Raw genomic sequence first — 15,124 nt, forward strand, 5'->3', positions numbered from 1 at the left:
TTTATGCTCTTTTTAATAAGTTCTTAGGACAATTCCCCATAAAATCTTCATGTTCTTGATTAGCACCTTTTAGAATTAAGAAATTAATAGCTCTCTTTTTATTATATAAAATTGCATAAATCAAAGGAGTTGAATTTATCTCATCATAACAATCTATATCTAAACCACAATCACAAAGAGTTTTCAGAAGTTTTGGATTATCTAAATAAACAGCAAAGTTTAGAGCATTTAGATTTTTGCTTACTTTTAAATCTATCTTGTATTTTATAAGAGCTTTTATAAGCTCGTAATCTTCATTTATCATAGCCCAATAAAGAGCATTTTTCCCACTGCAATCTCTTACATTTATATTTACTCTTCCTAAAATCAGAAGAGTGATAATTTTGTTTGTACTTTTTGAAATTACTAGATTTAAAAACTCACTTGGACTAATTGTCTCATTTAATTTGCTATTTAATAAAATATTGCTACACATAATAAATCTCCTACTAGATATTGATAATAAGTATCATAATATATTTAAGATTAAAATAAATTTAAACCTTATTAACAAAAGTATGAAAACTGTTAATTATTTAGGGATAAAATCTTATTATCTAATAAAAAAGAGGTATAAAATGAGTAGATTATTAAAACTAATGGTTGTTTCTGCTGTTGCAACATCAGTTCTTACAGCAGCTGAATATAAAGTAGATACTGTTCATTCAAATGTTGGATTTAGTGTAAAACATATGATGGTTACAAATGTTAATGGTAAATTTACATCATATAACTCAAATTTTGAAATTGATGAAAAGACAAAGACTTTTAAAAATTTAAAAGCTAAAATTGATACATTATCAATTGATACAGGAATAAAAGATAGAGATGATCATTTAAAAAGTGATGATTTCTTTTCAGCTTCAACATATCCAGAGATGAGTTTTGAGATGACTTCATATAAAGCAGATGGAGATGATGGAAAAATGGAGGGTAAACTTACTTTAAGAGGAGTTACAAAAAATATTACTCTTGAAGTTGATGATATAAATATCCATGGAAATAAAATTGGATTTGCACTTGAAGGAAAAATCAAAAGATCTGATTTTGGTTTAAAATGGAACAAAGCTATTGAACTTGGTGGAGTTGCTGTTGGTGATGAAGTAAAAATAAAAATTGATATTGAAGCAGATAGAAAGTAGTTCCAAGATAATAAACTAAGGCAAAAGCCTTAGTTATCGTTCTTTTCTTTTAATTTATTAAAAGCATTTTGTAGCTTTTCTACTCTTTCTTCTACTTTTTTAACTGAAGCATCAAGTGTAAAACCTTCATCTAATAACTCTTTAATTAAAATTATTTTCTTAATATTTAAATAATCATATTTTCTTGTTGTTCCATCTTCTTTTGAAGAAGATTGAATAATTCCCTTATCTTCCCAATATCTAAGTTTTCTTTGTGGAATCTTTGTAACTTCTGAAACATCACCAATAGTTACAAGTAGTTTTGATACTAAATTTGGGTCAAATAGATCTTCAAACATTTTATCTCCTTAATTTGTATTATATTGTACATATTTTGTAATTAATCTACAATTAAGGAAGATTATTTGATAATTCTCTAGCAATTATTGTAACTAATCTACAAAAAAGGAAAATAAGATGATAAAAATGTTTATGCTAACACTATTAATGGTGATAAATTTATATTCAAAGGAGAATAAAATGCAAGAAATAGATACAAAAAGTTCAGCTCTATTATTAATAGAGTATCAAAATGAGTGGTTAGATAAAAAATCTAAATTATATGGTTTTATGAAAGATAAGAAACAGTTTGAAGCTTCTATAAAAAATTCTAAAGAAGCTTTAGAGTATGCAAGAAATATAGGTATGAAAATAATTCATATACCTTTGGTTTTAAGTGATGATTACAAAGAGTTTGGAAATGATGCAAAATATGGTTTAAGAGCAGTTATACCTCAAGTTAAGACTTGGCAGGATAAAAACAAAGATTTTCATAAAGATTTTTTACCAAAAGAAGAAGATTTTGTAGTAAGTGGAAGATTAGGTGCTAGTGGATTTGCTGGATCAAATTTGGATGCAATTTTAAAGAATAATGGAATAAAAACTTTATATATGACAGGTTTTGCTACGAATGTTTGTGTAGAATCAACTTTTAGAGAAGCACATGATAAAGGATATAACGCTATTGTAATAGATGATGCTACAAGTAGTTTTACAAAGGAAGAGAAAGAGTTTTTTATAAAAAATATTGTTCACCATTTTGGGCTTAATATCTCTACAAAAGAGTTCTTAACTTCTAAAGTGAATATAGATAAAAAAGAGATTGTAAAAGGTTTTTATAAAGCTTTGGGAGAAAGAAATATACAAAATGCTTTAAGTTTTATAGATGAAGATATAGAGTATTTAGCTGTAAAAGAAACTAGCCCTACTTTTCCTGAATTATATGGAAAATATAGAAATAAGAAAGAGTTATTAGAGTTCTTTACTCATTTAAATGAATATTATAAAACTTTAGATTTTAGGATTGAAAGTATTGCAGAAAATGAAAATAGTGTATTTGTAAAAGGTTACTTAAAATATGAGATATTAAAAAACAAAGAGATTTATGAAACAGATTTTATGGCTTTTATAGATATTGAAAATAGCTTGATAAAAAAATATAAGTTTTTTAAAGATACTGCATTTTTGGAGTATTTGTATAAAAAAGAGTAGAAGAATTAATCTTCTATTCTTATCATAGCTGGTTTCTTAAGAACTACACCTGAGTTTTCAAGCTCATTTATAGCTTTTAAAATATCTTTTTCTATACAAATATGTGTTGTAAGAAGTAAATTTGCTTTTTGCTCTTTTTTCGATTTCTGCATCATATTTTCTATTGAGATATCATTATCTCCAAATATTTTTGCTACTTTTGCTAAAGTACCTGATTTATCAGCAACTTCAAGCCTTAAATAATATTTTGTTTTGATTTCATCTTTTGGCATTAAAGTTGGTTGAATACCAATTTGTTTTTCAAAACCAAGCATAGGAGAGCCTTTACCTTTTCTTGCAATATCAATTATATTTGCAATAACGGCACTAGCTGTTGCATTTCCACCAGCTCCAGCACCATAATACATAGTTTCTCCAACTTTATCACCAACTACAGAAACACCATTCATAACTCCATCTACTTTTGCTATCATTTTATCAAGTGGAATTAAAACAGGATGAACTCTAAGTTCTATTTGATTATCTACTTTTTTTGCAATTCCTAAAAGTTTTATATTGTATTCAAACTCTTTTGCAAACTCAATATCTGTCTGTTTTATATTTTGAATACCTTCAATTAAAATATCTTCTGGTTTTACATCAATTCCATAAGCAATTGAACCCAAAATTAAAAGTTTATGAGCAGTATCAAAGCCACCAACATCAAAAGTAGGATTTGCTTCTGCATAACCTAACTCTTGAGCTTCTTTTAGAATTTCATCATAACTTGCACCTTCATTTATCATTTTAGTAAGCATAAAGTTACAAGTTCCATTCATAATACCTTGAATAGATTTGATATTATTTGCACTTAAACCATCTCTTAAAGCATTAATTATAGGAATTCCACCTGCAACTGCTGCTTCAAATTCAAATGGTGAGTCACCAGCTAATTCTTGAAGTTCATATCTATGATAAGCAAGAAGAGCTTTATTTGCTGTAACAACTGCTTTGCCATTTTCTAAAGCTTTTTTTACAATTTTATATGGCTCTTCAATTCCACCCATAAGCTCAACAATAATATCAATACTTGGATCGTCTAAAACTTCATCAATATTATTTGTAAGTTTTATCTCAACATCTCTTTTTTTATTTAAATTTGAAACTACTCCAATAGTTGGAACAATCTCAATACCTGCTCGTGCTGTAATAATATTTTTATTATCTCTTAAAATATTTGCAACACTTGTTCCAACTGTACCAACTCCAATAATTCCAACTTTAAGCATATTAATTTCCTTTTAAATGGTTCCAGTTTAAAAGGAACCTAATATTCTTTCTACTCTAATGATTTTAAATATCTTTTAACATTTTTAGCAGCTTGTCTAATTCTCTTTTCATTCTCAATTAGAGCAATTCTTACATATTTATCACCATAATGTCCAAAACCAATTCCAGGACTTACTGCAACTTGAGCTTCTCTTAGAAGTTGTTTTGAAAACTCTAAACTTCCTAAGTGTTGTGCTTTTTCAGGGATTTTTGCCCAAATAAACATTGAAGCATTTGGTTTATCCATTTTCCATCCAGCTTCTTCAAAAGCTTGAAGCATAACATCTCTTCTTGTTTTATACTTTTCTACAATATCATCAACACAATCTTGTGGACCATCAAGTGCAACAGTAGCAGCAATTTGAATAGGAGCAAACATTCCATAATCAAGCCAAGATTTAATTCTTTTTAAAGCACCTACAAGCTTTTCATTTCCAACAATAAATCCAACTCTCCACCCAGCCATATTATATGATTTACTTAAAGTAAAGCACTCAACAGCAACATCTAAAGCACCTTCAGCTTGAAAGATTGAAGGAGTTTTGTATCCATCAAAAGTTATATCAGCATAAGCAATGTCAGAGATAATATAAAATCTCTCTTTTTTAGCCATTGCTACAAGTTTTGTATAAAATTCAGGTGTGATTGTCGCACAAGATGGATTATGTGGAAAGTTTACAACTACATATTTCACTTTTGGAATAGATTCATCTATCGTTTTTTGTAAATTTTTAAAAAATAGATCTTCATCTACTTTAAATTCATTATCAAAAACTAATTCAAATTTATGAACAGCAGCACCATTTAACATAAAAGCATATGAGTGAATTGGATAAGTAGGATCTGGAACAACAGCAACATCTCCAACATTTACAATTGCTTGAACTAAATGAACATATCCTTCTTTTGAGCCCATTGTTGCACAAGCATGTTTATCTGGATCTAAAAAATCAACACCATATTTTCTTTTGTACCAATTACAAATAGCAACTCTTAGTTTATAAATACCAATACTAGCACTATATCCATAGTTTTTAGGTTTTGTTGCAGCTTCTTTTAATTTATCAACAATATGTTTTGGTGTCGGTCCATCAGGATTTCCCATGGAAAAATCTATAACATCAATACCAGCACGTCTAGCTTCCATTTTTATAGCATTTACTTCAGCAAATACATAATTTGGAAGTCTTTTCATTCTTTCAAATTCTATCTCATCAAACATTTTATTACTCCTTAGTAATATTTAATCCATTTTTTATATTAGTTAAAGCGAAAAAATCATCAATTTTTACAAATCTAGTCTCACTAGGAACACTAATTTTAATATTTTCTACACTTTTTTCTTTTTTAACAACTTTTACAACATTTAATTCACTATCATAAAAGACTACATTAGGATGCCAAACTGTACCTGCTTTTGATTCAATTGTTATCTCTTTTGAATTTGCAAGTTCAATATAGTATGGTCTTGTAGGTTTTCTAAGTGATAAAGAACTTTGTGTTACTAAATCTTCTACTTTATACAAGGATGAGTTACTTGAATCAATTAAATAACTCCATTTATCTTCTCCCTCTTTTTTTATATTCAAAACTTTGCAATTTATACTATTTAGTTCTGAAGACAATCTAAGAGGGTTTATGGCGGCTGCAGATGTTAGTTTTATACTCCAAAAAAGTTTTTCATCTTTTACTGTTTGTTTAGAACTTATAAAATTTTGGTAACCAATAGCTTTTAAAATATCATTAATATTTTTAAAAGATTTTTTTGGACTACTATTAAATATAAAGACTACATCAATTGTTTTTGTAGAATCGTAGTTTAGTTTTAATAATTTATTCTCTTCAAGTTTTGCTAATAGTTTTGTATAATCAAGACTATCTTCACTATAAAAACTATTTTGGTCTTTAAAAATATGTTTTATTAGATTTGAATGAGTATTATAATCTTCACTACCAATAATATTGTAAACTGCTTGATTGATATCTTCTGCTTTTATAGATAAAATCATTAATAATATTAAGAGTAGTTTTTTCAAATCAAATCCTTTTTATTTTTTTAAATTATATATTAAAATAGCTGCAGCAGCTGAAACATTTAAAGAATCAAACTTTTTTTCCATTTTAATAGATACTTTTAAATCAAGTTTTTTTGTAACTTTTGGGCTAATTCCTTCACCCTCATTTCCTAAAAAAAGAGCAACTTTATCTGTTTTCTCTATTTTCCCATATTTTTTTAAATCGGTTCCATCCATTGTTGCACCAATAAGTGCAAAACCAGCATCTTTTAACTCACTTGCTAAATCAACACTTTTTGGATGAATTGCAAATGGTAAATCAAGAAGCGCTCCAGCACTTGTTCTTATTGTTCCAGAGTTATTTACAGTTTTTATATCAGCTGCAATTAAACCATCAATTCCTAAAGAGTAACAAGTTCTAGCAATTGCACCAATATTTCCAACATCAGTTAAACCATCTAAAACAACAATAAAATTCATATTTTTTAAATCTTTTATTGCTGTATAACTATAATCACTAAGCTTTAAAATAAGCCCTTGATGATTTCCACCTTTTGCTAAAGCTTGAGCTTTTTGGTTATCAACTTTATGTATTTTTTTATTTAATCTTGCAAATTGAGTAAATAGTTTTTTATCAATTTCTTTCGATAAAAATACCTCTTCTACTAATTCAGGGTGCTTTTCTAATACATAAAGTACTATTTGTTTTCCATATACTATCATTTTGTGATTTTATCCAATAATTTTTGATAAACCTCTTTTATAGATTCTCCTGTAAGCTTTGAAATTAACTTTGCTTTTACTTTTGGAGCTATATCAAGTGGTAAAATATCATCTAATTCTAAGTTGAAACCAATTTTCTCTTTTGCTTCAACAACAACAACCCATTCACCTTTTATTTCAAGGTTTTTTAACTTTTCATATAAATTTTTAGAACTATCTTTATAAGAAGTTTGATAAACCTTGCTTATCTCTTTTACTAAAAATATTGTTCTATTTGGCTCTTTTTTATTTAGTTCTTCAAAAAGTTTTAAAATTCTATGAGGTGATTCATAAAGAATTGAAACTCTGTTACTATTTAAAACTTCATCAAGTTTTGAAGCTCTACTTGCACCTTTATGGTCTAAAAAGCCAAAAAAAGTGAACTCTGTACTTGAAAATCCGCTCATTGCATAAGCAGTTAATATCGCATTTGCTCCAGGTAAAACATCATAAGGAACACTATTTTTTATACACCAATCAACCAAAGATGCACCAGGGTCACTAACACAAGGCATTCCAGCATCACTACAATAAACAACATTTTTAGTAAAAATATCTTTTGATAAGTTTTTTAAAACCTCTTCTTCATTGTGAGAATGAAAAGATTTGAATTCTTTGCTTAAAGTTGATGAAAAGTCAAGTTTATATTTATCTGCTAAGAGATTTAGAAGTTTTTTTGTTACTCTTGTATCTTCACAAAAAATTAGTTCCGCTTCCAATAAGATATTTAAAGATCTTTGAGAAATATCTTCAAGATTTCCTATTGGAGTTGGAACTAAGCACAACATAATGTTGTATTATTTTGCCATATTATATTTAGCTTTAAATTTCTCAACTCTTCCAGCAGCATCAACAATTTTTTGCTCTCCTGTGAAGAATGGGTGACAAGCAGAACAAATGTCAATTCTCATTGCTTCAACATTTGATTTTGTCTCAAAGCTATTTCCACAAGCACAAGATACTTGGCATAGTTTGTAATCTGGATGAATATCTTTTTTCATTCCATTTTCCTTTTTTAAAATAAGCGAATGATAAAAGAGCGAGTCTTTGCAAGTCCTTTATCAAACTTTTGAACTTGCGATTATATCTTAAAATACTTAACAATCTCTGAATTTAAGCTAGAAATTATACTCTGTTTTTTATCTTTAAATTGACCATTTGAAAAAGTATTTTGTCTTTTTGCTAATTTCATAGTATTTAAAATGATTTTTTCTTCCAATTGTTTTTTATCTATTTTTCCATCTAAATACTCTAAAACTTCAATTATTCCAATACTCTTCATAGAGTTTGGAGCTCTTGTATATCTCTTTTCTAGGAAAATTGTTTCATCTATTAAACCATCTTTTAACATCTGTTTTGTTCTTAAAATTACTCTTTTAACTAACTCTTCTTTATCTCTTTGTATCTCAAATATTTTTAGATTTGGAGCTAGAGCTTTTTTAGGATTTTCTATGAAATATTGTGATGGAGTGAGTTTTGTTTGTTTATAAATTGAGTAAGCTTTTTCTACTCTATATCTATCATTTGATTCAATTTTTTTCATATAGTTTTCATCTAAAGAAAATAAGAGATTATATGCAAGTTCTAAAGGGATATCTAGTTCAATTTTCTTATCTAAGCCATCACTTAAACCATCTTTTAAAGCTTTCAAATAAAACCCAGTTCCACCAACTATTATTAAGTTTTTATTATTTTCTTCTGCAAATCTTTTTGTTTTTTTATAAAGATTTAGAAACTCTATAACATCAAAATTTTCATTTGGAAAAACTTCATCTATTCCAAAATGAATAATATCTCCTCTTTCTTCTTTTGTTGGTTTTGCACTTGCAATGTCTATCTCTTTATATACACAAAGAGAGTCCAAAGATAAAATTATAGAGTTTGTTTTATTTGCAATATCAAGAGATAGTGCAGTTTTTCCAGATGCGGTTGTTCCTATAATCGCTGCTTCAATCATCTATGTTTTGCTCTTTATAATTTTCTATTTCAAGAGTAAGTCTATTTATTTCTAGCTCTTTTTTTATGAGAAGTTCAATTAATTCTGTTTTATTCTTCTTATTTAATTCTTCTTGGTCTTTTTCAATTTTTGTAGCACAAGCAGTGAATAAAATAGCTAAAATAAAAATTATTATAGAGTTTTTAAGAAAAATATTTAACATAAGAAGCTTCCTTTTTCATGGATTATAACTAAAAAGCATTAATTTAATCATTATTTGATAAACTTCACGCCATGAAAAAACTAATACAAAAAATAAAAGATTTTAGTGAGTTGGTTGTGTTTACTCACTCTGTTTTTGCATTTCCTTTTATATTTATTGCGATGATTGTTGCATCAAAAGAACTAAATGGAACTGCTTGGTTTGGTACTGAACTTCTATTTTTAGGGATTTTAGCAGCTGTTACAGCAAGAAATTTTGCTATGGGATTTAATCGATATATGGATAGAGATATTGATGCTTTAAATCCAAGAACTTCAAACAGACCAAATGTTGATGGAAGAGTTAGTCCAAAAGCAATGCTTGTTTTTGTAATTTCAAATGGAATAGCATTTATATTAGTTGCATATTTTATAAATCTTTTGGCACTTGTTTTATCTTTCCCTATTCTTGTAATTTTGGCTTCTTATTCATATTTTAAAAGATTTTCATATCTTGCTCATATTATATTAGGATTCTCTTTGGCTTTAGCACCAATTGCAGGAGTTGTTGCTGTTAGTGAAACTATTCCTTTTTGGGTTATTTTGCTTAGTATAGGAGTTGTTTTTTGGGTTGCTGGTTTTGATTTGTTGTATTCTTTGCAAGATATAGATGTAGATAAAGAGTTAGGACTTCACTCTATTCCATCAAGATTTGGTGCAGAAAAAACAATGCTTTTTTCGAAAATATTTCACTTTATCACAGTTCTTTTTTGGCTTTTATTTGTAATTTATTCAAATGGTTCATATTTTGCATATTTTGCTGTATTAGTATCTGCTTTAATGCTCTCTTATGAACACTATTTAGTAAGCAAAGATTTCAAAAAAATAGATAGAGCTTTTTTTACTGTAAATGGATATTTAGGAATAATATTTTTTATTTTAGTTCTTTTAGATTGTACAATTTTATAATTTTAAGTAAAAAACAGATAGAATCTCAATCTAATTTTTAGGTGCGTCCATAGTTCAACTGGATAGAATGACAGGTTTCGACCCGGTAGGTTGTGGGTTCGACTCCTACTGGGTCAAAAAACTCTATTTTAAAAATTATTTTAATTAAGTAATCATTTTGTAACCAAGACTTTTTAAACTTTCATTATCTAAATAATAGGAAGAAAAAATGAATTTAAAAAATATATCTTTGGCTCTTGCTCTATCATCAGCTTTAGCTACAAGTGCAGTTGCAAATGAGCAGTTAAAAATAGTTGGTTCTTCAACTGTTTATCCTTTTTCATCTTTAGTTGCTGAGGAGTTTGGTGCTACTACAAAATTCTCAACTCCAGTTGTTGAATCAAATGGAAGTGGTGGAGGAATAAAGTTATTTTGTGCAGGTGCAGATAAAAATACTCCAAGTATTGCAAATGCTTCAAGACAAATGAAGAAGAGTGAATTTGAAGTTTGTAACTCAAATGGTGTTACAAATATTAGTGAAGCTTTAATTGGATTTGATGGAATTGCAGTTGCTCAAAGTTCAAATGTAAAAAGCTTTAATCTAACAAAAACTCAATTAGCACTTGCATTAGCAAAAGAAGTTCCTTCAAAAGATGGAAAATCTTTAATTGCTAATCCATATAAAAAATGGTCAGATATTGATGCAAGTTTACCAAATAGAGAGATTATTGTTTATGGACCACCAAAATCATCAGGAACAAGAGACTCTTTTGAAGAGATGATTTTACAAAGTGCATTAAAAAAAGTTTCAGCTTATACAGATATGTATAAAAAAGATGAAAAAGCAAATAAAAAATATAAAAAATATAGTGAAATTAGAACAGATGGTGCTTATGTTGAATCAGGAGAGAATGATAACTTAATTGTTCAAAGATTAACAAAAAATGAAGCAGCAGTTGGAATCTTTGGTTACTCATTTTTAATTGAGAACAAAGATAAAGTTGTTGGATTAAGTATTGATAATGTTTTACCAACAGTTGATGCTATTTCAAGTGGTAAGTATCCAGTTGCAAGATCAATGTATTTTTATATTAAAAATGACCACCAAAAATCAAATTCATCTTTAAAAGAGTTTACAAAACTATTTATGAGTGAGAAAATGATTGGAGAAGAAGGAATTTTAACAGAAATCGGACTTATTCCTTTAGCAAAAGATACAAGAACAAAAGCTAGAAATATTGTTTTAAATAGTACAAAATTAAAAGCAAGTGATCTACACTAAAAATAGATAAAAAGAGGAGCCCTCCCTCTTTTTAGAATATAGGAAAAAAATGCGTAATTGGAATGAAATTATTGAGAAGCTTGATTATGCTTTTCAACCAATAATATACTCTCACACAGGTAAAATTTGTGCTGTTGAAGCACTTCTAAGAAATGTACAAGATATCCCAGGAATTGGAACTATTGATGAACTTTTTGATTTAGCTTTTAGTGATGAATATTTATATGAATTAGATTTAAAACTAAGAGAAAAAGCTATAAATAAGTTTGCAAAACTAGAACAAAAAAATCTAAAGCTTTTTTACAATTTAGATAATAGAATAATATATAATAAAAATTACTCTCAGGGAAATACTGAGAAAATTTTAGAAAAATATAATTTAAGTAAGGATACGGTAGTTTTTGAACTTAGTGAAAAAGGTACAGCTATTGAACAAAATGCTCTTTCTTCAATGCTTCAAAGATACAAAGAAAGTGGTTATAAAATTGCAATAGATGATTTTGGAATAGGGGTTTCTGGATTAAAACTTCTATACTTTAGTGAAGCAAATGTTATAAAACTTGATAGATTTTTTATATCAAATATTGATCAAGATGCAAAAAAAAGACTTTTTTGTTCTTCAATAATAGATATGGCTCATATTATGGGAATATTAGTTGTAGCTGAAGGAATAGAAACAGAACAAGAGTTTTATACTTGTAAAGAGATTGGAGCTGATTATATTCAAGGTTATTTAGTTCAAAAACCAACTAAAGATATAAAAGAGATAGAAAAAACTTATGAACATATTGTAAAATTAATAGAGTGTGATAAAAGAGATAATAGTAAGAATTTTATAAATGATGAGTTTATAGAAGAGATTTATCCACTAAATGTGCATACTTCACTCTATGATCTATTTTTGCATTTTAAAAGAAATACAGAACATAATTTTGTACCAATAGTTGATGAATTTGGATATTTCTTAGGAGTTATTTATGAAAGTGATATTAAAAAAATATCTTACTCACAATATGGATTGTCTTTGGCACAGAATAAGACATATTCATCTACATTATTAAAATATATTAAACCAGCTTTGAGTGTTGAAGTAACTTGGGGAGTTGATAAAATATTAGAGATGTATAATCAAAATATAAGTAGCTCTTTGGGTATTTTTATAACTTCATCAGATAAGTATAAAGGGTTTATAAATTTAAATTCTCTTTTAACCTTATCATATAGAAGAAATATTGAGATAGCAGCAAATCAAAATCCCTTAACAAAATTGCCAGGAAATAATCAAATAGAGAAATATATAAATGAAGCATTTAAAGAAAATTTCAAAATAAATACTTGCATAATATATTTTGATTTTAATGATTTTAAGCCTTTTAATGACATTTATGGATTTAGGCAAGGAGATAGAGCAATATTAATGTTTGCAGAACTTTTACAAAAAAGATATCAGAAAAATGCTTTTATTGCTCATATTGGTGGAGATGATTTTTTTGTTGGAATTAAAAATAGTTTATCGAATGATATTATTGAATTAACATCACTTGTACAAGATGAATTTGAAAATAGTGCAAGAAACTTATACTCAAAAGAGGATAAAGAAAAATCACATATTGTTTCAAAAGATAGATTTGGAACTATAAGAAAATTTGATTTATTAACAGTGTCTTCAGCAATAATAGAGATAAATCCAAAATCAAATATTGATAAATTAGATCACATGCTAAACATAGTGAAAACTCAATCAAAAGGCTCACGAAATCCTATTTTTATAGAGCTTTAATCTGTAATCATATTGTAATCAATACTTAATAGACTTTTAAAAATAAAAAATAAAGGTAAAGTATTGAATATCTTTGATACACAAAAAAAACAAAGAGAACTCAGTGAAAAGCTTATAAAAGCAATATTGATTTTTGCAGCTACAATCTCAATCTTAACAACTTTTGGAATTTTATTCTCAATTTTGTTTGAAGCAATAGAGTTCTTCAAATTAAGAAGCTTCTGGTATTTTCTAACTGGAACAACATGGTCACCAGGTACAGCAAATAGCCAGTTTGGAGCATTGCCAATATTTGCTGGAACATTTGTAATCACAGTTATTGCTTTAGCAGTTGCTATTCCTATTGGATTGGGAAGTGCTATATATATGAGTGAATATGCAAGTCCAAGATTAAGGGATTATTTAAAACCTATGCTTGAAATCCTTGCAGGTATTCCAACTGTTGTTTATGGATTTTTTGCAGCAATTACAGTTGCACCTTTGGTTGTAAAAGCAGCAAACTTTTTTGGTCTTGAAGCAACATTTAATTCAGCACTTGCATCTGGAGTTGTTATGGGAATTATGATTATTCCACTTATATCTTCACTTTCAGATGATGTTATAAAAGCAGTACCAGATTCTCAAAGAAAAGCTGCATTTGCTTTAGGTATGACACAAGCTGAAACTATTAGAAATATAGTTATCCCATCAGCATTACCAGGAATTATTTCAGCATTTCTTTTAGCACTTTCAAGAGCTTTAGGAGAAACAATGATTGTTGTTATGGCAGCTGGATTAAGACCAAATTTATCTATAAATCCTCTTGAAGATATGACAACAGTTACAGTTACGATTGTAAACTCTTTAGTTGGAGATTTTGAGTTTAATTCACCAGAAACTTTAAGCGCATTTGCACTTGGACTTGCACTATTTATTGTTACATTGATTTTAAATATGATCTCATTATCTTTAATTAGAAAATTTAAAGAAAAATATAAAGTGAATACATTATGATAAAACTAAAAAAGAAAAACAAAAAACAAAATATATTTTATGATCCAAGTCTAAAAAGAAGACATGCTAGTTCTAAAAGATTTAAGAAGTTTACTTTTACTTCTTTAATCTTTTCAATAGCTTTTTTGGCATTTTTCCTTTTTGATATGCTTACAAAAGCTATTCCAGCATTTAATGTAGCTTATGTAAAAGTTGATATTACATTTAATGAGAAATCTTTAGATGATACAAGATTTGCAGTAGAAAGAGATTTTAGAACAATTGTTTCAAGAGCTGCTTTAAGAGATCTTCCTAAAATGATAAAAGAGAATCCAGAATATATGAATACGACTCAGAATTTATGGATTTTAGCAAATCATCAAGTTGATCAATATTTAAAAAAACATAATAATAATTTAAAAGAAAAAGAGATTTTACTTGTTGAAGAGTTAAAAGCAAAATCTTTAGTAAAAAATAAGTTTAATACTATTTTCTTTACAAATGGAGATTCAAAGATACCTGAAAATGCAGGATTCTTATCAAGTATTATAGGATCTATTTTGACTCTATTTATAACTATGATTATTGCATTTCCAATTGGAGTTATGACAGCAATCTATCTTGAAGAGTTTGCAGGAGATAATAAATTTACAAGACTTATTGAAATAAATATAAATAATCTTGCAGCTATTCCATCTATTTTATTTGGACTTTTAGGACTTGCAATATTTATAAATTTATTTGGAATGCCAAGAAGTTCTCCTTTGGTTGGTGGATTAACATTAGCACTTATGACTTTACCAATTATTATTGTAAGTTCAAGAGCTGCTTTAAGAGCTGTCCCAGATAGTATTAGACAAGCTGGATATGGATTGGGTTTAAATAAAATTCAAGTAACAAAAGATCATGTTTTGCCTTTAGCATTTCCAGGAATTATGACAGGATCAATTATTGGTTTAGCACAAGCTATGGGAGAAACTGCACCTTTGATTATTATAGGAATGATTGCATTTATTCCAGATGCACCAGCTATGGTTACAAGTGCAGCAACAGTTATGCCAGCACAAATCTTTACTTGGGCAGGAATGCCTGAAGGAATGTATATAGAAAAAACAGCAGCTGGTATTTTAGTATTGTTATCAATCTTAATATCACTAAATGCAGTTGCAATTTATCTTAGAAAAAAACTTGAAGTAAAATGGTAAAAGG

The 15,124-nt window shown here is 27.7% G+C and carries 17 protein-coding genes; 7 read left to right on the top strand and 10 right to left on the bottom strand.

What is annotated here, in order from left to right; translation table 11 throughout:
• Position 1 precedes the first annotated feature (1 nt).
• Entirely contained in the window at positions 2–475 is a 474-nt protein-coding gene (locus ATH_RS00315; protein ID WP_066176222.1) for an ankyrin repeat domain-containing protein, read from the bottom strand.
• Positions 476–617: 142 nt separating this feature from the next.
• Between ATH_RS00315 and ATH_RS00320 the strand changes: the two genes are divergently transcribed.
• Positions 618–1,181 (top strand): YceI family protein, encoded by a 564-nt coding sequence (locus ATH_RS00320; protein WP_066176219.1) that lies wholly within the window; start codon positions 618–620, stop codon positions 1,179–1,181.
• A 29-nt stretch (positions 1,182–1,210) separates the two neighbouring features.
• Here the strand turns inward: ATH_RS00320 and ATH_RS00325 are convergent, their stop codons facing one another.
• Positions 1,211–1,519: a MerR family transcriptional regulator gene (locus ATH_RS00325; protein WP_066182176.1), complete on the bottom strand. Its 309-nt coding sequence runs from the start codon at positions 1,517–1,519 to the stop codon at positions 1,211–1,213.
• Between the two features lie 181 nt (positions 1,520–1,700).
• Here ATH_RS00325 and ATH_RS00330 point away from each other — a divergent pair, with 181 nt between their 5' ends.
• Positions 1,701–2,711, top strand: a complete 1,011-nt coding sequence (locus ATH_RS00330; protein WP_228140831.1) for an isochorismatase family protein — start codon at positions 1,701–1,703, stop codon at positions 2,709–2,711.
• Between the two features lie 5 nt (positions 2,712–2,716).
• On the opposite strand, the gene ATH_RS00335 is transcribed toward ATH_RS00330, so the two are convergent.
• The 8 genes from ATH_RS00335 to ATH_RS00370 all read right to left on the bottom strand — a co-directional run bounded on the left by ATH_RS00335 (position 2,717) and on the right by ATH_RS00370 (position 8,955).
• Complete coding sequence (locus ATH_RS00335; RefSeq protein WP_066182182.1) at positions 2,717–3,979, bottom strand: homoserine dehydrogenase; 1,263 nt, start codon at positions 3,977–3,979, stop codon at positions 2,717–2,719.
• A gap of 50 nt (positions 3,980–4,029) precedes the next feature.
• Complete coding sequence (locus ATH_RS00340) at positions 4,030–5,241, bottom strand: LL-diaminopimelate aminotransferase (protein ID WP_066182185.1); 1,212 nt, start codon at positions 5,239–5,241, stop codon at positions 4,030–4,032.
• A 4-nt stretch (positions 5,242–5,245) separates the two neighbouring features.
• Positions 5,246–6,055 carry a hypothetical protein gene (locus ATH_RS00345; RefSeq protein ID WP_167542992.1) on the bottom strand — a complete coding sequence of 270 codons (810 nt, stop codon included), beginning with the start codon at positions 6,053–6,055 and terminating at the stop codon, positions 5,246–5,248.
• Positions 6,056–6,067: 12 nt separating this feature from the next.
• On the bottom strand, positions 6,068–6,757 hold the full coding sequence (rlmB, locus tag ATH_RS00350; RefSeq protein ID WP_066390009.1) for a 23S rRNA (guanosine(2251)-2'-O)-methyltransferase RlmB: 690 nt from the start codon (positions 6,755–6,757) through the stop codon (positions 6,068–6,070).
• Positions 6,754–7,584, bottom strand: a complete 831-nt coding sequence (gene rsmI / locus ATH_RS00355) for a 16S rRNA (cytidine(1402)-2'-O)-methyltransferase (RefSeq protein WP_066390008.1) — start codon at positions 7,582–7,584, stop codon at positions 6,754–6,756. Before rsmI ends, rlmB begins: the two co-directional genes overlap by 4 nt.
• Before the next feature lie 9 nt (positions 7,585–7,593).
• Positions 7,594–7,797, bottom strand: a complete 204-nt coding sequence (gene rpmE / locus ATH_RS00360; protein WP_066182202.1) for a 50S ribosomal protein L31 — start codon at positions 7,795–7,797, stop codon at positions 7,594–7,596.
• 80 nt (positions 7,798–7,877) lie between these two features.
• The gene (miaA, locus tag ATH_RS00365) at positions 7,878–8,753 is read right to left on the bottom strand and encodes a tRNA (adenosine(37)-N6)-dimethylallyltransferase MiaA (protein ID WP_066182205.1); all 876 of its coding nucleotides are present in this window, start codon (positions 8,751–8,753) and stop codon (positions 7,878–7,880) included.
• Entirely contained in the window at positions 8,746–8,955 is a 210-nt protein-coding gene (locus ATH_RS00370; RefSeq protein ID WP_066182207.1) for a hypothetical protein, read from the bottom strand. Before ATH_RS00370 ends, miaA begins: the two co-directional genes overlap by 8 nt.
• A 71-nt stretch (positions 8,956–9,026) precedes the next feature.
• On the opposite strand from ATH_RS00370, the gene mqnP reads away from it, so the two are divergent.
• From mqnP to pstA, 5 genes are all read left to right on the top strand, one after another.
• Positions 9,027–9,902: a menaquinone biosynthesis prenyltransferase MqnP gene (gene mqnP, locus ATH_RS00375; protein ID WP_066182210.1), complete on the top strand. Its 876-nt coding sequence runs from the start codon at positions 9,027–9,029 to the stop codon at positions 9,900–9,902.
• Between the two features lie 208 nt (positions 9,903–10,110).
• A complete protein-coding gene (locus ATH_RS00385; RefSeq protein ID WP_066182213.1) occupies positions 10,111–11,163 on the top strand; it encodes a substrate-binding domain-containing protein in 1,053 nt (350 codons plus the stop codon).
• Positions 11,164–11,212: 49 nt separating this feature from the next.
• A complete protein-coding gene (locus ATH_RS00390; RefSeq protein ID WP_066182218.1) occupies positions 11,213–12,943 on the top strand; it encodes a GGDEF domain-containing protein in 1,731 nt (576 codons plus the stop codon).
• Between the two features lie 63 nt (positions 12,944–13,006).
• Positions 13,007–13,936 (top strand): phosphate ABC transporter permease subunit PstC, encoded by a 930-nt coding sequence (gene pstC, locus ATH_RS00395; RefSeq protein ID WP_066182221.1) that lies wholly within the window; start codon positions 13,007–13,009, stop codon positions 13,934–13,936.
• Positions 13,933–15,120 carry a phosphate ABC transporter permease PstA gene (pstA, locus tag ATH_RS00400; protein ID WP_066182223.1) on the top strand — a complete coding sequence of 396 codons (1,188 nt, stop codon included), beginning with the start codon at positions 13,933–13,935 and terminating at the stop codon, positions 15,118–15,120. The genes pstC and pstA overlap by 4 nt, the downstream gene beginning before the upstream one ends.
• Positions 15,121–15,124 lie beyond the last annotated feature (4 nt).

The organism is Aliarcobacter thereius LMG 24486, from assembly GCF_004214815.1.
In the GTDB taxonomy this organism is placed as follows: Bacteria; Campylobacterota; Campylobacteria; order Campylobacterales; family Arcobacteraceae; genus Aliarcobacter; species Aliarcobacter thereius.